A 19,474-nucleotide genomic window follows, 5' to 3' on the forward strand; every position below is an offset into this window, starting at 1 on the left:
TTCACGATAACAAAACACGGGAAACTATTTAACACTATCAGGATAGTCAAAACTTTTGGTTAAAAGGAAATATCATGTTAAAATACCAATGTAATCGTTTGATATCAGAATTGCATTATTATTCTTTGATTTTACTGTTAATAAGGAATTGGACAGGGTAACAGATTATTAGCATGCGTTACGAAAAGCAAGGGGGTTATAGGATGAAGAAGCCTGTTACGGAACATACAGAATGGCCTGGATTTCATGGGGCGAATCAGGGGTATGTGGAAGAATTGTACGAACAGTTCCTGCAAAATCCAAACGATGTAGATCCTGAAATGAAGGCGTATTTTGAACAGAACCAACATAATCGAAAGGCAACGAACCCAGCAGTTGATTTTTCAACGCCTGTAACGGGAAATATGTCTGAAAATCCTGCTAAAATTGCCGCCGTCCTGAGATATGCAGATTATATTCGTTCAAACGGTCATTTGTCTGCAAAAATTCATCCATTATCATCGGGAAGTTTGGATAATCAATGGGATGACTTTGAAATGTGGGGATTGACCGAAGAAGACCTAAATTCGGTCCCTGTGGGTCTCGTATGTCCAAGTGCTCCTCCAAATATCAAAACTGGAAAGGAAGCCTTTCAATACCTGAAAAAAGTCTATACGAATACAATTGCGACTGAATTTGAACATATAAGTCAATTAGACGAAAAAGAATGGCTAAGGAACAAAGTAGAGTCAGGAGCGCTGATTCCGCAAATCAAAAACGAAAAGAAAATTGGCTTATATGAACGCCTGGCTGAGGTCGAAAACTTCGAGACATTCCTACATAGGACGTTTGTAGGGCAAAAGCGTTTCTCTATCGAAGGGTTGGATTCTATGGTGCCACTGTTAGATGAGGTGATAGCCAGTGCAGTTCATAATGACGTAGAGACAATCAATATCGGAATGGCTCACCGTGGAAGGCTAAATGTCCTTGCCCATGTTTTAGGTAAGCCGTATGAAATGATTTTTGCCGAATTCCAACATGCGCCAAACAAGGAGTTGGTGCCTTCTGAAGGCTCCATTGGGATCAATTTTGGCTGGACTGGAGATGTAAAGTATCACCTGGGAATTGATCGAAAAATCAAATCAGGTACTACCGCCAATATTCGGTTAACATTGGCAAATAACCCAAGTCATCTTGAATTCGCTGGTGCGGTGGTAGAAGGATTTACCCGTGCTGCACAGGATGACCGTGGCCTTCGAGGATATGCAAAATATGATCCGGTTAAGGCAATGGCGATTCTCATTCATGGTGACGCAGCATTTCCAGGTCAAGGAATTGTGGCAGAAACATTAAATTTAAGCCGTCTTCCGGGATACAAGACAGGCGGTACCATTCATATCATCTCAAATAATACGATTGGCTTCACAACTGAATCAATAGATTCAAGATCTACAAGGTATGCGAGTGACCTTGCAAAGGGATATGAAATACCAATTATTCATGTGAACGCCGATGACCCTGAAGCATGTTTGATGGCAGCAAGGCTGTCCTTTGAATACAGGAGTAGATTCGGCAAGGATTTTTTGATCGACCTGATAGGATATCGCCGATTCGGCCACAACGAAATGGATGAACCAATGACAACCAATCCGGAAATGTATAAGCTTGTTCACAATCATCCAACAGTCAAAGAACTGTATGGGAAAAAACTAAAAGCTCAGGGAGTGCTCTCCGAAAAAAAACGGGAAGAAATCGAAGAAAATATAAACTCAATCTTGAAATCAGCCAATGAAAAAGTTCCGAAAGCAGAGAAAGGGAGAGAAAAAGAACCGGATATTCCGGAAGTGGTAGAAATGGGGATACCGAGGATCAAAACGGGGGTACCGGCAAATATTTTAAAAAAAATAAATAGCGAGTTGCTTACCTGGCCAGAAGGTTTCACTGTTTTTTCCAAATTGGCGAAAATACTGCAAAGAAGGCAGGACGCCTTCTCTGAGAATGGGAAAATTGATTGGGGTCTTGCTGAAACTTTGGCTTTTTCCACCATTTTACAAGAGGGGATACCAGTAAGATTAACAGGGCAGGATTCAGAGCGTGGAACATTCGCTCAACGAAATCTCGTGCTCCATGACAGCAATACGGGAGCACAATTTTCACCGCTCCATACTTTACCGGATGCCAAAGCGTCTTTCTCCATCCATAATAGCCCGTTATCTGAAGCGGCAGTTGTTGGATTTGAGTACGGGTATAATGTTTTTGCTCCTGAAACCCTGGTTCTCTGGGAAGCACAGTATGGAGACTTCGCCAATGCGGCACAAGTCCTCTTTGACCAGTTTGTCGCAGCAGGAAGGGCAAAGTGGGGCCAAAAGTCTGGGCTTGTAATCCTTTTGCCGCACGGTTATGAAGGGCAGGGACCAGAACATTCGAGCGGGAGAGTGGAAAGATTTCTCACTTTGGCGGCAGAAAATAACTGGACGGTCGCAAATCTTTCGTCTGCCGCTCAATATTTTCACATCCTCAGAAGGCAGGCAAAGATTTTGAAACAGGAATCGGTTCGGCCGCTCGTTTTGATGACACCTAAAAGTCTGCTAAGGAACCCACTCGTTGCAGCAGATCCAGCACAACTGACGGAAGGAAGCTTTGAACCGATTCTCGAACAGCCTGGACTTGGATCAAATCCTGAGCAAATCGAAAGGATCGTATTATGTTCCGGAAAAGTGAGCATTGATATTGCTGAACAACTTGACGGGAAGGATAGCGACTGGCTTCATGTTTTAAGAATAGAAGAAATCTATCCTTTCCCGCTTGATGAGCTAAAAGAAAGATTAGCGCAGTATCCAAACTTAAAAGAGATCGTTTGGGTACAGGAAGAGCCTAAAAATATGGGAGCGTGGACTTTCGTTGAACCGCGAATCAATGAAGCGGCACCTAACGGTATTAAAGTGGCTTATATCGGACGCAGAAGAAGATCGAGTCCTGCTGAAGGAGATCCAAATATTCATAAATTGGAACAGGCAAGGATCGTGCATGAAGCTTTGAGCAAAGGAGGAAACGAGGATGGCAGAAATTAAAGTACCTGAACTGGCCGAATCAATTACGGAAGGAACGATTGCCCAATGGCTGAAGCAACAGGGTGATCTAGTCCGGAAGGGTGAATACATCGTTGAACTGGAAACTGATAAAGTCAATGTTGAAATCATTTCCGATTATGATGGAATTTTAACAGAGCTGCTTGCAGCAGAAGGTGATACTGTCAAGGTTGGAGAGGCAATAGCGATAGTTGGTGAAAAAGCTGACAGCAAAACGGAAGTTGAGCTCCCTAATGCATCAGCTGAAAAACAACAAAATGAGAAGGAATACTCTGTTGATAAGCAAGACCATTCTGCTGCCGATGACGGCAGTCAAGGTCGACTCATTGCTTCTCCTGCAGCACGAAAGCTGGCCCGGGAAAAAGGCATTAGTCTATCGCAAGTGTCTTCTCATGATCCACTAGGTAGGGTCAGGAAGCAGGATGTCGAATCGTATACGCCTAATCAACAAACTCCTGCAACTAACAGGACGGAAACTGCGGCCTCCTCAGTTGCTGCGATCAACGGTGACAGTCGCATTGAACGTATTAAAATGTCTAGAAGAAGGCAGACAATCGCCAATAGACTGGTAGAGGTGCAACAGACAGCAGCCATGCTCACAACTTTCAATGAAGTCGATATGACAGCTGTCATGGAATTACGGAAGAAGTGGAAGGACCGCTTTTATGAAGAAAATGATGTTCGCCTAGGCTTTATGTCCTTTTTTACAAAAGCAGTTGTCGCAGCATTAAAGAAGACTCCTTATTTGAATGCAGAAATACAGGGTGATGAATTCATCCTGAAGAAATTTTACGATATTGGCGTTGCCGTTGCTGCAGATGAAGGGCTGGTTGTTCCCGTTATCAGGGATGCAGACAGGAAAAACTTTGCCGAGATCGAACGAGATATCAATGAGCTCGCCGAAAAAGCAAGATCCAATAAGCTATCTTTAAAGGACCTTCAAGGTGGCACCTTCACGATTACCAATGGAGGAGTGTTCGGTTCATTGCTATCGACACCAATTCTCAACGGCCCGCAGGTGGGTATTCTCGGTATGCATACCATTCAGCTCCGTCCGATAGCGATTGATAAGGAACGCATGGAAAACAGACCAATGATGTACATCGCTTTATCCTACGACCACAGGATCGTCGACGGGAAAGAAGCAGTTACCTTCTTGAAGCTCATTAAACAGCTCATGGAAGATCCAGAATCACTGCTATTGCAAGGATAAGTTTTGAAAAAAGCACTGCCAAATTGGCAGTGCTTTTCTCTTCGTAATTCTAACGGTTTTTAAATGGCTTGAGGCCTCTTTTGGAAATCTCTGTTTTTAAAATCTGTGCCCATTCTTTATCTCTTTCCGACTTTAATGCATCACGATACGAGACCACCAGTTGTTCATTGCTCATAATTTTCATTTGCATTCCTCCTCGGTAAGAATGGATTGAATTTTCAAACTATAATTTTATAGTTTAATCTATTGTAAAGGTTTATTAAGTTTTTGAAAACCCATTATGAAGATTTTTTTTTAGTAATTTTTTCTAGTCTTGGAAGTGGCTCGAACTAATTCACCAAAACATCATTCGCACATTAGTTAACAAAAAAAGCTTGCATTTTTATTTTTAAGCATTTATTATAATACCCATAAGGGTATCGGATGGGGATCTGATATCAAGACATATCGATATACACAGGGAGGAATTTTTTAAATGGGTATGCAAGCGATCACTGCTGAAAAGCTAAATGAATGGGTAGTTAGCAAGAAGGGCTTTTTTATTTTTGATGTAAGAAATGGCAAGGACTTTGAAGACTGGAAGGTTGAAGGTGAAAATATTGATTACCTGAATATCCCATACTTTGAATTGATTGATGGCGTCGAAGAGGTTGTTGATCAACTTCCTAAAGATAAGGATATCGTCGTGGTCTGCGCTAAGGAAGGGTCTTCAGTTATGGTTGCCGAAATGCTTTCTGATGCAGGTTTTGATGTATCATATCTTTCTGGCGGAATGAAGTCGTGGAGTGAATATCTATATCCAGTAGAAGTTTTTAAGGATGATAAAATTAAGGTACTTCAGTTCATCCGTGTTGGGAAAGGCTGCCTTTCTTACATGGTCCTGTCTGAAAACGAGGCACTGGTTGTCGATCCTTCCAGGTTCACGGACAGGTACACAAACGTAGCGGAAAAAGAAAAGGTGAAAATCACTCACATCGTCGATTCTCATCTTCATGCAGATCACCTGTCTGGAGGCAAGGAACTTGCTGACGTTACTGGAGCAAAATATTATCTGATGAAAAGTGAAGGGGCAATATTTGATTTTGAAGCGCTGGAAGAGCATGATAAAATTGAATTTGAGAACATCACTCTTGAAGTATTGGCTGTCAAAACGCCTGGTCATACCCCGGGAAGTGTTTCTTTCTTTGTCAATAATAAACTTTTATTCTCTGGGGATACGATCTTTGTAAATGGACTTGGCCGACCAGACCTTGGCGGAAAAGCTGCAGAGTGGGCAAAAGATCTGTATAATACTGTGTATAGTAAAGTTTCACAAATCGCGGATGATGTGATAGTATTGCCAGGACACTATGCTGCATTTGATGAAGAAGTGAATGCGGAAGGTTTCATTGGGAGTCAATTAGGATTGATTCGTGATCAAAATGAAATGATGGCCGGTAAGTCGATGGAAGAGTTTGTTGACAAAGTTGCACAATCTGCATCAAGCGAGACACCACCAAACTTCGAAGACATCGTCGCAATCAACCGCGGGGTGAAAGTAGTAACAGCTGAAGAAGCAATGGAGCTGGAGATTGGTCCTAACCGCTGTGCTGTCCACCACACTCATTAAAATAAAAGAGGAGAGCACAGCTTTCCTCTTTTTCAAGTTTAAAGAGAAACTAGCACTTATTCGCTTGTGAGGTGAAAAATTTTGGAAAAAGAAGAAAAAAATAAAAACCATTGTGCAGGCGGTTCCTGAGGAATGGGACCTAAGCGTACTGGTGAAGAAGGAAAAGGGAAATTCTCTGGCTTCCCCCCGATCTGACCGGCTACGTACATATGGCTCCTGGTAGGAGTCATTTATCTGATCTCTAAATTATTTTAAAAAATTTTAGTGATAGCAAATCAGGAGGAGTAAGAAATGCTGGATGTATTAGTGATTGGAGGCGGAATCTCGGGAGGTTCTGCTGCGATTTATACTGCACAAGGTGGGCTGAAAACTGGAGTCATTGATTCTGGCAAATCTCAGATAAAACAAGTTACAAAGATATTTAATTATCCGGGCATCAAAGAAATTAGCGGTGTAGAACTTTTGGAAAATATCAAAGACCAGGTGATCGCTGCAGGTACTGAATGGAATGAAGGGATAGTGGAGACCGTCAAAAAGAAGGATCATGGATTTTCCGTCATTTTAACGGATGGCAATGAATTTGATACCAAACATTTGATTATTGCAACCAATCTTCAAACTTCATTGCTTGAAAGTCTTGGATTCGAGCTGGCAGTCAATGAGAAGGTACCAAGCGGAAAAATTAAAAAAGTACTGGGAATCGAGCCGGATGGAACAACAAACCAGCCTAATCTTTATATCACAAGTCTACTGGCAGGTCTTTCAAGTCAATCCGTTATTGCTGCAGGGCATGGCGCTGCATTAGGTATTTCAATTGTTACAAAAGAAACAGGTAAAACCTATATGTGGCACGATAAGTAATTTTTCATGTGATATTAAAAAATTTTATTTTTCCCATAATTAGCATCTTATTGACGAAATTAAGAACGGACATTTTGAACATTTTGTTACAACTGTTCTAGCTTTATATTAATTAATACGATAACTCCCTATAATATAGTGTATACACTTGAGCCTTTTTCAAGTATAGAGATTATGGGGGTATGGTCGTATGAGATGGCTATGGGTTTTATTGCTGTCGATCATAAGTGTTTTATTCCTTATAAAAGGAATAGAGCTATGGTCGGTCATCGACCATGTGGATAAAGATGGCATTGGGATAACATTTCTGGGTTTTAGCATTACCGATAAAGTTTTAAATGAAAGGATATCGGGCTATGCACTTGGATTTACGATTGCCTCGATCATTCCATTCCTAGTAGCAGCGAATATTGTTTTTAGGGAAAAAATAAAAAAGAATATTTATGCGAAAAAGATATAAATAAGTCTGGCTAAAAAAGAGCCTGGCTTATTTTTTTGATTGAAAATGTTACATCCTGAAAAGGGACGGGAATTATAGCAGAAAATAAGGTGATGGAGGAAGACAAATGTGTGGAAGATTTTCGTTATTCGAGGACATAAGTTCCTTGGAGGATCAATTCAAGTTCGACTTCCGAGATGAGATCGAGATGAGGTACAATATTGCTCCCGGTCAAGAAATATTGGCAGTTATAGACAATGACGAGGGGAGGATAGGAAAAAAAATGAGGTGGGGATTGATTCCCTTCTGGGCGGATGATGAAAAAATCGGCTATCGTATGATTAATGCGCGTGCCGAGACAGTCGATGAAAAAGCAAGCTTTAAGGACGCACTTAAACAAAGGCGTTGCCTGATCCTTACCGATGGATTTTACGAATGGAAAAAAGAAGGGAAACATAAGCAACCGTATCGTTTTGCAATGAAGGATAAAAAACCCTTTGCATTTGCAGGGGTTTGGGAGAATTGGAACAAGGATGGGAAGGATATTGCTTCCTGTACGATTATTACAACTAGCGCAAATGAAATAGTCGGAAAAATCCATGATAGAATGCCTGTGATTCTTCCAAAAGAAAAGTTTGAGGTGTGGCTTGACCGGTCACTGAATCAAGCTAGCGATTTAAAAAAGCTGTTAGTTCCTTATGAAGGGTCCTTCATGGAAGTATATCCAGTGTCAACCGCCATTAATTCGGCAAAAAATGAAGGAAAGGAACTTATTGTTCCGCTAAATAGCTTGTAGGAAATTACCCCCTTTCAGTTCCAATGTTTGATACAAGTCTTGGTTGTGGTAAAGAAACATACAGTCAAACAACAAAATGAAAACATGCTGGAAAGAGGGATTTTCATGAATGATTTTACTTCATCAGGATATTATGAACTGACACACAAAAACGACCGTTTTTCTTTTCTGCAATTTATGCGAGAGGATGTAATATGTGATGTTTGCTATATCACTTTAAAAAATGTCATTGCTGGTGAAACATTGACTTTTGAACAATCTGAAGTCAGTGGTTTAAAAAAAGCTGGTGAAAAAGCAAATGCCAGTTAACTATTGCTTATTCCTTGATGGTTTCTTTATACTAGAGTGTATAAAACTCATGTAAAGGAAGTGCAAATGATGATCCATATGAACTGGCAGGAACGCGAAACGATCAAGACTCTTAAATGCGTTCATACAGATGCAAAAAAATATATTGTCGATAAGAAGTTAACTCCAGGAAAGATATATGAGGTCAAGAACGAGACAGAAGAATTCTTTTTTATTATTGATAATTCTGGTAAAGTTGGCGGTTACTACAAAGATTATTTTGAAGAGAAAAAATAAAGGGAAAGGCTGGCGGCGAAAACCGTTCAGCCTTTTTTCTATTAAATGTATACCTTAACTCAATTTCCTGTGGTAGGATAAGGAAATATAGGGTAAGGAGTTGGAGACATGGATAAAAAAGTCACTTTGGAAGGTAAGACGGTAAAGTTGGTGTCTATGGATTCCAGTCAGCTGGATGGTTTATGGGAGGCCGGGCAGAATCAGTCAATTTGGGAATTTACATCAGCAAAGGTCACAAATAAAGGCGAGATGAAAAAGGTTGTTGAATCTGCGATCGCAGAAAAAGAGAAAGGGACGCAAATACCCTTTGTTGTTCTTGACAAGAAAACTGGAAAAATAGTGGGTAGTTCAAGATTCCTCGACATTTCAGAGCTACATAATACGCTTGAAATTGGCTGGACTTGGTACAGCCCTGAGTATTGGAGAACAAGTGTGAATACGGAAACGAAATTGCTCATGCTCCAGCATGCTTTTGAAAATAGGGGTGTCAATAGAGTGCAGTTTTGTACAGATTCAAGAAATGTACGCTCACAAACGGCGATCGCCCGCCTTGGTGCGCAAAGAGAAGGAGTGCTTCGCAAACATCGAATTATCGCTGATGGTTATATAAGAGATACCGTTGTCTATAGTATCCTAAAAGAAGAATGGCCAGTTATTAAATCAAATTTATATGAAAAGTTAAATAGATAAAAGGAAGGTTTTTTTATTGGTATATCTAGGAGTAGGACTTGGAGGAGTGGTAGGAAGCCTCCTGCGGTACTTCGTTAGTGTTAGCACAAGCAACTTCTTAACGAATGGCTTTCCTGTTGGAACTGTAATAGTGAATTTAGCTGGATCTTTGTTCCTAGGATGGTTCACGTCTCGTATTATCGGGAAAAATATCCTGAATCCTGTATTGTCTACTTCCATCGCTACTGGTCTTACAGGCTCATTCACCACTTTTTCGACATTCAGCATGGAAACAATAGTTTATATAGAGGATGGCAGGATCGGAATAGCCATATTCTATGTGCTTGTCAGTGCTGTTGGAGGACTGCTCCTTGCAGCAGTGGGTTATAGGCTAGGCGCAGTTCCTTTCGGGGAGGCAGGAAAATGAGTGGGTTTATATTGATAGCTTTAGGAGGAATGGCCGGAGCTACCTCCCGTTTCATGGTTCAAAGGGTCATCCCGAAGACTATTCTGCCCGTTGCTACGCTCACAGTAAATCTCTTGGGATCTTTCCTGCTCGGATGGATCGTCGGTCAAGGAATCCAAGGGGATCTATATCTTTTCGCTGCTACCGGATTTATGGGAGCATTCACCACTTTTTCAACATTGAATGTGGACTTAGTAAAAATGATCAATAATAAACAATATAAAGTTCTAACAGTATATATGATAATAACCTATTTCGGCGGTCTCGCAAGTGGATGTGCAGGCTTAATTATTGGCAGGTTATTGTAGAAAGAAAAAACACCAATTCTACTGAATTGGTGTTTTTTCTAGCTTTTCCACTTTTAGTGAATCTTGAGCATAAACTTTTTTTGCCAGTAATGTTTGTACAATCAAGAATATCCCGCCAACTGTCCAGTAAAGTGGAAGGGCGGAAGGTGCATTCAAGGAAAATAGGACGATCATAGCTGGTGACAGCAGTCCCATCAATTTCATTTGCTTTTTCTGATCTTCTGTCACATTAGACATGGATACCTTAAACTGCAGGTAGTAGATCACACCGGCTGCAGCAGTGATCCATACATCAGAATGCCCAAGATTGAACCAGAGGAAGGAGTGGCTGGCAATATCGGTGGAATTGCTTATCGCATAATAAAGGCCCATCAATATTGGCATTTGTATCAGCATTGGCAGGCAGCCGACAGACAGGGGATTGACGCCGTGCTTCTGATAAAGCCCCATCATTTCCTGCTGCAATTTCTTTTGTTCAGCAGAATCCTTCGTGTCTTTGAGCTTCTTCTGAATTTCATCCATTTCAGGCTTGAGCACTTCCATTTTCTCTTTCATGCTTTGCTGACTTTTGTATTGCTTTAACATTAAGGGCATCAAGATCAGCCTAATGAGTAAAGTGATGAAAATGATCGCCAGACCGTAGCTATCTCCTGTAATGCCGGCAAAAAACTTGATAAGCCAGGTGAAAGGATTGATAAAGGTTGTCTGGAAAAAGGATCCGTCGCTTGTCAACGACTGACATCCTGTTAATAGTGCAGGTATCATTAGAACAATCATCATGGTGAATAGCTTCTTCATTTTTCTCCTCCTAAATGAAATTGGATTAAAAACGAAAGGAGAAAAAATTGCTATCTTCCTCACCAGGATTGATTTTTATTTTTACACGCTTAAGAATTTGTAGACGAAGACTTATTCCTAGTTCAGCCTTATTTTTAAAAGCTATTTCAGAGGATGATGGCTTTAGCTTGATTCCAAATAAGTTTGAATCGATTATAGAGGTGTCACGCAATACCCAGAAAATGGCCATCGACATGCTGATGAGCAAAGTCAAATAAACACTATATACGGTTGTTGCATCAACTGACTGAACATAAATTTCGGATAGCATGTCATCACCTCTCTTCTGTCATTGCTTCATTATATTTGAGAAATCGAACCTTAGCAACTATTAATATATACGGACCTACCTGTAAAAAGTTTCATTTCCCATATAGTGGGATTTCAAAAATGGGATTAGGGACAAAGTAGATAAAAAACTTCCCAATAAAGAGGAGTGGCAATCATGAAGAAGGTTGTGATTTAGATATTTTGACAGCTCTCATGATAAGATGGTATCAAGAAAAAGTGGCTTGTCAAGAAACAACCGAAAAATTCACATCCCCCAATAGGTAACCGTATCAAAAACTCCAACAATGATTAATATGTAACCGGCAAGTTTCTGTACTACTGAACCCAGGTTGCGACTTTTTTTCATCAATGTTCCATTCAAGCCGACGTATGAAATAATTGCTGCAAACACAATCAGCGGGATGGAAGTGCCAACGGCAAAAACAGACGGAAGGATGGCTCCGTAGGATGTGCTCAGAACAATCGGCATAAGAGTGAAGAAGAATAATGAAAACATCGTAGGGCAGAACGCGATGGAAAAGCTTACCCCCATTAAGAAAGAGCCTGTTTTTCCTTTTCCTGTCCATTGTGGTAGAACAGAAGTTAAGCGATTGACCCAATTAAATGCAAAGAGCCCAATAAGTGAAAGGCCGATCACGATGAAAAGAGGACCAATTAGTTTGCGGAACCAAGAAAAGAAGCCTGGTAAGATTTGCTGGAAGCTATGACCAACTAGCCAAACTGTAAGGCCTAACAGTGTAAAGACAAGTATTTTTCCCAGGATGAAAAATACAATCTCAATCCACTGACTTTTCGTTTGCAGACTTCTGTTGCCATAGTAGGTTATCGCACCAAGATTTCCTGTCAGTTGGCATGGTGCAAGAGCCCCGACAAGGCCTAAGAGGAAGCTTGCCAATAAAGGGATTTGTTCAGTTTGATTGACAAGAGTGAAAAATGGGCCGCTTAAAAAATTACTTATTTCTGTAAACAGTTGATACATAATGAACCTCCACAAAAAAATATTATCACTATGATACTAAAACAATATCAAAAAAGTATGCAGAAAAAAACAGCGGGCATAAATTCCTGCTGTTAATTCACTGCAATATGGGCGGTTAATAGCTTATAAGCATTTTCTACTTCTGCGTGGGAAGGTGGTTCAATACCTTTCAGGGGGTACTCGAGCCCCAATGCTTCCCATTTATAAACGCCAAGCTTATGATACGGGAGGATTTCAAGTTTTTGAACATTCGTCAAGCTGCCAATAAACTCACCTAATTTTGTTAGGTCCTCGATTTCATTTGTGACTCCAGGTACTAGTACATGGCGAACCCAAATGGGAACTTGGTTGTCAGATAAAAAGTGGGCGAACTCCAAGATGTGATCATTGGCCATACCAGTCAATTTAATATGCTTTTTGCGATTGATATGTTTTAAATCTAATAGGATCAGGTCCGTATAGTTCAATAGCTCTTCCAGCTGTTGTTGAAAAAGAGGAGCAGTGGAATAACATCCCCCAGAAGAATCAATCGTGGTGTGCACGCCTAGTTTTTTACACTCCTTAAAAAGTTGTGTAATAAATGGGATTTGTAACAGTGGCTCTCCACCGCTGACTGTAATGCCGCCGCCAGATGCTTCAATAAAAGGGAGGTAGGATTTTAAATCATCGATTAATTCGGAAACAGACATCTGTTTGCCTATGCCGATCTCCCAAGTGTCTGCATTATGGCAAAACTGGCAGCGCAGCAGGCATCCCTGTGTAAAGATGACGTAGCGGATTCCGGGTCCGTCTACCGTTCCGAAGGTTTCAATAGAATGAATGTTTCCGATCATGATGATATCCCCTTTCTTTAAAACAGGAGTTCCCGCCAGGGGGAGGCAACTCCTGTTTCGGCATATGTTTACTATTTACATTGTTTCATGGAAAGTACGGTTAATTACATCCATCTGCTGTTCGCGTGTAAGCTTGATGAAGTTTACTGCGTATCCAGATACACGTATTGTTAGCTGCGGATATTCTTCCGGGTGTTCCATCGCATTTAACAGAGTTTCCCGGTTAAACACGTTTACGTTTAGGTGGTGACCGTCTTTGATTGCATAGCCATCAAGGATGGAAACAAGATTGTTTATACGACTGTCTCCATCTTTTCCAAGCGCTTTTGGCACGATGGAGAATGTGTTTGAAATTCCGTCCATAGCATAACTATACGGAAGTTTTGCTACAGATGAAAGGGATGCGAGTGTTCCTTTCGTATCGCGGCCATGCATTGGGTTAGCACCTGGCGCGAATGGTTCACCAGCACGTCTTCCATCCGGGGTATTCCCTGTCTTTTTACCATAAACGACGTTTGAAGTAATCGTTAAGATCGACATGGTATGGACAGAGTTGCGATAAGTCGGGTGTTTACGCAGCTTCGTCATAAAGGTTTTCACGAGTTCGACGGCGATGCTGTCCACACGATCATCGTTGTTTCCGTATTTAGGGTAGTCGCCTTCTGTTTCAAAATCAATGGCAATGCCGTTTTCGTCACGAATTACTTTTACCTTTGCATACTTAATTGCACTCAATGAATCTGCGACTACGCTTAAGCCTGCAATTCCCGTGGCCATTGTTCGAAGCACTTCTGTATCATGCAACGCCATCTCGATTCTTTCATAGCTGTATTTATCATGCATGTAATGAATGACATTGAGAGTGTTGATATAGAGTCCGGCTAGCCATTCCATCACAGTATCGAATTTGGCGATTACTTCTTTATAGTCAAGCACTTCGGAAGTTATTGGGCTTAAAGCCGGAGCAACTTGAATCTTAAGTTTTTCATCGACGCCACCATTGATCGCGTAAAGCAATGCTTTTGCCAGGTTGGCTCGCGCTCCGAAAAACTGCATTTGCTTGCCGATTTCCATCGCTGATACGCAGCATGCGATTCCGTAGTCATCGCCGTATTCACAGCGCATTAAATCGTCATTTTCATACTGGATAGAGCTCGTTTTGATCGACATCTCAGCACAATACTTCTTGAAGTTCTCAGGCAGGGAAGGGGACCATAAAACTGTCAGGTTTGGCTCTGGTGCTGGTCCGAGATTATCAAGTGTGTGAAGGAAGCGGAAAGAGTTCTTCGTCACAAGTGATTGCCCGTTGTGCGCCATACCTCCTAGTGATTCTGTTACCCAAGTAGGGTCGCCGCTGAATAATTCATTATAGTCTGGAGTACGTGCAAATTTCACGAGACGAAGCTTCATGACAAAATGGTCGACAAGTTCCTGGGCTTCTTTTTCAGTAAGTGTTCCATTTTGCAAGTCTCTTTCCATATAGATATCGAGGAATGTCGCGACACGTCCAAGGCTCATTGCTGCACCATTCTGCTCTTTAATTGCTGCAAGATAGGCAAAGTAAACCCATTGGAATGCTTCGCTCGCGTTTGCTGCTGGCTTCGAAATATCGTAACCATAGCTCTGTGCAAGCTGCTTTAATTCATTCAATGAGCGGTATTGCTCAGAAATTTCTTCGCGCAGACGCATTGTATCCTCGGTCATGACGCTGCTAGTCATTGAATGATCTTTCTTCTTTTGCCCCATTAGAAAGTCAACACCATATAGAGCTACACGCCGATAATCACCGATGATTCTGCCGCGGCCGTAAGCGTCTGGCAGACCAGTGATGATTCCGGCTTTACGAGCTTGAAGCATTTCCTTTGTATAAACATCGAATACACCTTGGTTATGAGTTTTGCGGAAGTCTGTGAAGATTTTTTCTACTTCCTTATCCAATTCATACCCATATTCCTCACATGCAGCTTTTGCCATACGGATACCGCCAAAAGGCTGCATAGAGCGCTTAAATGGCTGATCTGTCTGGAAACCGACAACCTTTTCCTTTGCTTTGTCTAAATAGCCTGGGCCATGGGAAGTGATGGTGGAAACCACTTTAGTATCCATGTCAAGGATTCCGCCATTGTCGCGCTCCTGTTTGGTCAATTCCATTACTTGCTGCCACAATTGGAGCGTTTCCTCTGTTGCATCTTCAAGAAAGCTTGAATCCCCGGTGAATTCAGAGAAGTTTTTCAAGATAAAATCACGAACATTGATTTCTTCTTGCCAAGTGCCATTATTAAAACCATTCCATTGTTTCATTTTTACTCACCTCTAGTGGAAATTTATATAACAGTTATCACAGTATTATCATACTACGAATAGAACAGAATGAGTGTGACGTATTTGTGAAAGAATGAACAATATGATTAAATCTCGTATTACATCTTTTAATTTAAAATAATGTATTAAACTGTACTATAACTGTCTGATGCTTTTTATATAAGAGACTAATAGACTTTACAAACAATTTAAAACAACTTTACATTCTTTTAATAAGAAGTTAATAGACCACTGCTATAGTAAACAAGTATTAAATATCATATCAGGAGGTATTGCAATGATGAAAGCTAACTTGAAAAAGAAGATTCTACCGCTCGCTGTCCTATCAACTGTAGCATTCGGCAGTTTAGTAGGAACCTTTAACGCCCAGGCAAAAGATGACGAGGAAAAAAATCGTGCAGAAATTAAGAATGTGATCTTCCTGGTTGGTGATGGTATGGGAGTCACGTATACATCAGCATACCGCTACTTAAAGGATAATCCAAAGACGCCAGAAGCAGAGAGAACAGAGCTGGATAAATACTTGGTAGGTAACCAAATGACTTACCCAGAGGACCCAAACCAAAATGTAACTGACTCTGCTTCAGCAGCAACGGCAATGTCAGCAGGTATCAAAACGTATAACAATGCAATTGCTGTTGACAATGATGGAACAGAAGTAAAGACAGTCCTTGAAGCTGCAAAAGAAAATGGAAAAGCAACTGGTCTTGTTGCTACTTCGGAAATTACACATGCTACTCCGGCATCCTTTGGCGCACACGATGAGAGCCGCAAAAATATGAATGCGATCGCAGATGATTACTATGATGAATTGGTAAATGGCGACCATAAAATAGATGTTATGCTTGGTGGGGGATTGAGCAACTTTGTCAGGAATGACAGAAACTTAGTCGAAGAATTCCAAAAAGATGGCTTTAGCTATGTAGACAATAAAGAAGATATGCTTAAGGATACGAATGATCAAGTTCTTGGCCTTTTTGCAAAAGGAGGCATGGACAAAATGATTGACCGCAAGGAAGAAACTCCATCTTTGGAAGAAATGACGAATTCGGCAATCAAGCGTTTGAATAAGGATAAGGATGGCTTCTTCTTAATGGTAGAGGGTAGCCAGATTGACTGGGCGGGTCATGACAATGATATTGTTGCCGCTATGAGTGAAATGGAAGATTTCGAGAAGGCATATAAAGCTGCAATCGAATTTGCGAAAAAGGACAAGCATACATTAGTTGTTGCGACTGCTGACCACTCGACTGGCGGATATTCCATTGGCGCAAACGGAATCTATAATTGGTTTGGAGCTCCGATTAAAGCTGCGGAGCGTACACCTGACTTCATGGCAGCTGAAATTGCAAAAGGTGCAGATGTAGAAGCAACACTGAAGAAATATATCGATTTTCCATCTGTTGGACTTCCAGAGCTTACAACCGAAGAAATCGAGTCTGTGAAAGCGGCAGCAACAACTAACAAAGCTGTGGGTATTGACAATGCGATTGAAAAGATTTTTGACAAGCGTTCCAACACAGGTTGGACAACTGGCGGGCATACTGGTGAAGACGTTCCAGTCTATGCATTCGGTCCTGGAAAAGAACTTTTCTATGGACAAATTGATAATACGGACAATGCGAAAAACATTTTTGATATTTTGAAAAATGGCAAAAGAAAATAATTCATTTAAAAATCTCCCGCAGGTACCTTGGCCAGCGGGAGATTTATTAAAAGGGGTTTTCGAAATGAGGAAATACCTGCAATTATTCCTGGCTGCTTCGTTGCTGACCGGCTGCTCATTTGCAGAAGCTGATTCAAACAAAACGGAAAAATCTACCGTAATTAATGGCAGTCCAACGAAGAAAAACACAGACGTTTATGTTCCAAATCCACAAGTTTCAGAAGATATAAGCCTCCATAAAGTTGGCGATTCAATCATTGATGATAAAGGCGAATTAACCCTCAAATCAATGAAAGAAGTGGATAAGACTTTTCAAGTAAATGGTATTGAGTATACAGTGAAAGATGTGAAATTATTGCACTTTGTTCCTGCCTACAGCTTGATTGATTTTTTTCATGCCTATACGCATGAGGAAGAATTTGATTTCGTAAAAATAAGTGTAGAGCTGAAGAATCATTCGAATGAAAACTATCATTTCGGTCCTGTAGCTATGGTGAAAATCAATGGTTCAATCCACAAGACGTGGGAAGATGATTTTTATCTAGAAAATCTAAATGGCGAAATTTCCGCCGGGCAAACGAAACTCGGCAGTCTTGGTTTTATTGTGGAAGAGCTAGATAGCTTGGATAAAGTAGAGCTGCTGTCTGGAGATATCGTTGATGACAACAAAAAGAAAGTCGCAGATCCTGTCAGCTTGGTTGTAAACGGAAATTAAAACAAGAACTCTAAACAGAACAAAAAGGGAAGCCAATAGAAATCGGCTTCCCCTTTTGTTTATTTTAATCGATCGATTTGCGTTAGGAAAGGTCACTTTTTAAAAAGGATATGGACAGCAACAGGAGAAACGAGATGGCCACCATAACAATAACCAAAAGCCAGGCGGTGTTCAGATGACCTGATTCAATTGCCATATAGATAGCAGTTGGAGCTGTTTGTGTTTTTCCGGGCAGATTGCCTGCAAACATAAGAGTTGCGCCGAATTCTCCAAGAGCTCTGGTAAAACTGAGGATTCCTCCTGTAACAAGCGATCTTGAAGAAAGAGGCAATGTTACATACCAAAACACTTTCCATTCATTTGCTCCATCTACTCTTGCCGCTTCTTCTGCACCTTGATCAATTTGAAGGAAGCCAGTTTTGGCTGACTGATACATCAAGGGAAATGCTACTACCGATGCTGCGATTACAGCGGCCCACCAGGTAAACATAATCGTGCTCCCAAATAAGCTTTCAACTATTCTGCCAATTGGGCTATTAATCCCAAATAAGATGATTAATAGAAAACCAACTACCGTCGGTGGGAGGACCAAAGGCAATATAAGCAGTGTTTCTGCTGCTGTTTTGCCAAAGAATTGCTTTCGTGCCATGAATCGAGCGAACAATAGCCCCAATAGAAAAACAGGCACTACTGATATGGAGGCAATTTCTAGCGATAATTTTACCGGCGTCCAAAAATCACTGCTCATAAAGAATCATTCCAATGCTGCTTGAAAGCCATATTTTTCAAAAATTTTCGTTGCTTCTTTGCCTCTCAGGAATTCAAGGAATTTGCTCGCTTCTTCCTTGTGTTTAGAACCCGAAATAACCCCTGCTGGATAAAGGATCGGATCATGCTGAGCTTCTTCCTCAAAAGGGATAATCCTTACTTGATCAGATATCATGGCATCGGTTTTATAAACAATACCAGCTTCTACGTTTCCGGTTTCAACATAGGTCAGTACCTGGCGGACGTCTTTTGTGCGGATAAGCTTAGGTTCAACCTTTTCCCATAAACCTAACGAGACGAAAGCTTGCTTAGCATACATACCCGCCGGGACCGTTTCCGGAGTTCCAATTGCAATCCTTGAAATGACATCTTCTGTTAGTGATGTGGAAGAAAGAAGGTTTTTGTTATTTTTCTGGGTAATCAACACAAGCTCGTTTTTTAGTAGTTTGACAGTATGTTGCTGATCTATAAGTTTTTTTGCTTGTAGTGTATCAAATTGATCCTGTGCTGCGGAAATAAATAAGTCTACGGGTGCTCCCTGGGAGATCTGCTGTTGCAGAGAGCCGGAACCGCCAAAGTTATAGACAATGTTAATGTCTGGATATTGAGTTGAATAGGTTTCTTTCACTTCCTCTAAAGCCTCTTGAAGGCTTGCAGCGGCAGAAACGGTTAGCTCGCTTTCTTTCGTACCATTGTTGACACTGCAACCGGTGATAATCCCCACCAAGGCAACCAACAAAAATAGAAGTAATTTTCTCAAACAATGAACATCTCCTTACAGTTTTTAATCATAAGCAATGGTTATAACTGATTATATAGGATAGAGGAGGAGTCTATCTATTAAAAATATCACAAGTTGACGAAAATAACATCGATAACGGGGCAGGGGAAAGCAAAAATCCCCGGAGAGCATCCGGGGATTTTATGCTGTTTAGCAGGAAATTATAAAATTATTTAGTTGTGAATAACTACTTGTAGTTTCCTAATCCAGCTCCAGCGCCTAGCCCCTCGAGTCGCTTCGGTCCGCCCAATGAAGTCAAAGAACGACT

21 protein-coding genes are annotated in these 19,474 nt (G+C 41.0%); 13 read left to right on the top strand and 8 right to left on the bottom strand.

All coding sequences use genetic code 11. The features are described 5' to 3' along the window. Positions 1-203: 203 nt before the first annotated feature. Together UB32_RS07440 and odhB are read left to right on the top strand one after the other, a co-directional pair. Positions 204-3,050 (top strand): 2-oxoglutarate dehydrogenase E1 component, encoded by a 2,847-nt coding sequence (locus tag UB32_RS07440; RefSeq protein ID WP_044392506.1) that lies wholly within the window; start codon positions 204-206, stop codon positions 3,048-3,050. Further along, positions 3,037-4,281, top strand: a complete 1,245-nt coding sequence (odhB, locus tag UB32_RS07445) for a 2-oxoglutarate dehydrogenase complex dihydrolipoyllysine-residue succinyltransferase (RefSeq protein WP_044392507.1) — start codon at positions 3,037-3,039, stop codon at positions 4,279-4,281. The genes UB32_RS07440 and odhB overlap by 14 nt, the downstream gene beginning before the upstream one ends. Before the next feature lie 49 nt (positions 4,282-4,330). Here odhB and sda read toward each other — a convergent pair whose 3' ends face one another. After that, complete coding sequence (gene sda / locus UB32_RS07450) at positions 4,331-4,465, bottom strand: sporulation histidine kinase inhibitor Sda (RefSeq protein WP_044392509.1); 135 nt, start codon at positions 4,463-4,465, stop codon at positions 4,331-4,333. Positions 4,466-4,756: 291 nt separating this feature from the next. Between sda and UB32_RS07455 the strand changes: the two genes are divergently transcribed. The 9 genes from UB32_RS07455 (at position 4,757) to UB32_RS07495 (ending at position 10,014) form a co-directional block, all read left to right on the top strand. Continuing rightward, the gene (locus tag UB32_RS07455) at positions 4,757-5,890 is read left to right on the top strand and encodes an MBL fold metallo-hydrolase (RefSeq protein WP_044392511.1); all 1,134 of its coding nucleotides are present in this window, start codon (positions 4,757-4,759) and stop codon (positions 5,888-5,890) included. Positions 5,891-6,181: 291 nt separating this feature from the next. After that, complete coding sequence (locus UB32_RS07460) at positions 6,182-6,751, top strand: NAD(P)/FAD-dependent oxidoreductase (RefSeq protein WP_044392513.1); 570 nt, start codon at positions 6,182-6,184, stop codon at positions 6,749-6,751. 190 nt (positions 6,752-6,941) lie between these two features. Beyond that, on the top strand, positions 6,942-7,211 hold the full coding sequence (locus UB32_RS07465) for a hypothetical protein (protein ID WP_044392515.1): 270 nt from the start codon (positions 6,942-6,944) through the stop codon (positions 7,209-7,211). 106 nt (positions 7,212-7,317) lie between these two features. Continuing rightward, complete coding sequence (locus UB32_RS07470) at positions 7,318-7,986, top strand: SOS response-associated peptidase (RefSeq protein WP_044392517.1); 669 nt, start codon at positions 7,318-7,320, stop codon at positions 7,984-7,986. 105 nt (positions 7,987-8,091) lie between these two features. Further along, positions 8,092-8,295 carry a hypothetical protein gene (locus UB32_RS07475; protein WP_044392518.1) on the top strand — a complete coding sequence of 68 codons (204 nt, stop codon included), beginning with the start codon at positions 8,092-8,094 and terminating at the stop codon, positions 8,293-8,295. Positions 8,296-8,364: 69 nt separating this feature from the next. Beyond that, on the top strand, positions 8,365-8,571 hold the full coding sequence (locus UB32_RS07480) for a DUF6501 family protein (RefSeq protein ID WP_044392519.1): 207 nt from the start codon (positions 8,365-8,367) through the stop codon (positions 8,569-8,571). Between the two features lie 108 nt (positions 8,572-8,679). Continuing rightward, the gene (locus UB32_RS07485) at positions 8,680-9,261 is read left to right on the top strand and encodes a GNAT family N-acetyltransferase (RefSeq protein ID WP_044392520.1); all 582 of its coding nucleotides are present in this window, start codon (positions 8,680-8,682) and stop codon (positions 9,259-9,261) included. Between the two features lie 16 nt (positions 9,262-9,277). Further along, positions 9,278-9,667 carry a fluoride efflux transporter CrcB gene (gene crcB / locus UB32_RS07490; protein WP_052806985.1) on the top strand — a complete coding sequence of 130 codons (390 nt, stop codon included), beginning with the start codon at positions 9,278-9,280 and terminating at the stop codon, positions 9,665-9,667. Next, positions 9,664-10,014 carry a fluoride efflux transporter FluC gene (locus UB32_RS07495; RefSeq protein ID WP_044392522.1) on the top strand — a complete coding sequence of 117 codons (351 nt, stop codon included), beginning with the start codon at positions 9,664-9,666 and terminating at the stop codon, positions 10,012-10,014. Before crcB ends, UB32_RS07495 begins: the two co-directional genes overlap by 4 nt. Before the next feature lie 18 nt (positions 10,015-10,032). On the opposite strand, the gene yidC is transcribed toward UB32_RS07495, so the two are convergent. The 5 genes from yidC to pflB all read right to left on the bottom strand — a co-directional run bounded on the left by yidC (position 10,033) and on the right by pflB (position 15,255). Continuing rightward, positions 10,033-10,812, bottom strand: coding sequence for a membrane protein insertase YidC (yidC, locus tag UB32_RS07500; protein WP_044392524.1), 780 nt, complete (start codon positions 10,810-10,812; stop codon positions 10,033-10,035). A 25-nt stretch (positions 10,813-10,837) separates the two neighbouring features. Then, positions 10,838-11,122: a hypothetical protein gene (locus tag UB32_RS07505; RefSeq protein ID WP_044392525.1), complete on the bottom strand. Its 285-nt coding sequence runs from the start codon at positions 11,120-11,122 to the stop codon at positions 10,838-10,840. A gap of 264 nt (positions 11,123-11,386) precedes the next feature. After that, positions 11,387-12,121, bottom strand: a complete 735-nt coding sequence (locus UB32_RS07510) for a sulfite exporter TauE/SafE family protein (RefSeq protein WP_044392526.1) — start codon at positions 12,119-12,121, stop codon at positions 11,387-11,389. A 92-nt stretch (positions 12,122-12,213) separates the two neighbouring features. Further along, positions 12,214-12,954, bottom strand: coding sequence for a pyruvate formate-lyase-activating protein (gene pflA, locus UB32_RS07515; protein WP_044392528.1), 741 nt, complete (start codon positions 12,952-12,954; stop codon positions 12,214-12,216). 75 nt (positions 12,955-13,029) lie between these two features. Next, positions 13,030-15,255 (bottom strand): formate C-acetyltransferase, encoded by a 2,226-nt coding sequence (pflB, locus tag UB32_RS07520; RefSeq protein WP_044392530.1) that lies wholly within the window; start codon positions 15,253-15,255, stop codon positions 13,030-13,032. Between the two features lie 298 nt (positions 15,256-15,553). Between pflB and UB32_RS07525 the strand changes: the two genes are divergently transcribed. Both UB32_RS07525 and UB32_RS07530 read left to right on the top strand, forming a co-directional pair. Further along, on the top strand, positions 15,554-16,942 hold the full coding sequence (locus tag UB32_RS07525) for an alkaline phosphatase (protein ID WP_044392531.1): 1,389 nt from the start codon (positions 15,554-15,556) through the stop codon (positions 16,940-16,942). Between the two features lie 64 nt (positions 16,943-17,006). Next, positions 17,007-17,657, top strand: coding sequence for a DUF4352 domain-containing protein (locus UB32_RS07530; RefSeq protein ID WP_044392533.1), 651 nt, complete (start codon positions 17,007-17,009; stop codon positions 17,655-17,657). Between the two features lie 82 nt (positions 17,658-17,739). Here the strand turns inward: UB32_RS07530 and modB are convergent, their stop codons facing one another. Together modB and modA are read right to left on the bottom strand one after the other, a co-directional pair. After that, positions 17,740-18,405 (bottom strand): molybdate ABC transporter permease subunit, encoded by a 666-nt coding sequence (modB, locus tag UB32_RS07535; RefSeq protein WP_044392535.1) that lies wholly within the window; start codon positions 18,403-18,405, stop codon positions 17,740-17,742. A gap of 6 nt (positions 18,406-18,411) precedes the next feature. Next, positions 18,412-19,185: a molybdate ABC transporter substrate-binding protein gene (modA, locus tag UB32_RS07540; RefSeq protein ID WP_044392537.1), complete on the bottom strand. Its 774-nt coding sequence runs from the start codon at positions 19,183-19,185 to the stop codon at positions 18,412-18,414. Positions 19,186-19,474: the final 289 nt, after the last annotated feature.

This window comes from Mesobacillus subterraneus, assembly GCF_000934845.1.
Taxonomy (GTDB): Bacteria; Bacillota; Bacilli; order Bacillales; family Cytobacillaceae; genus Mesobacillus; species Mesobacillus stamsii.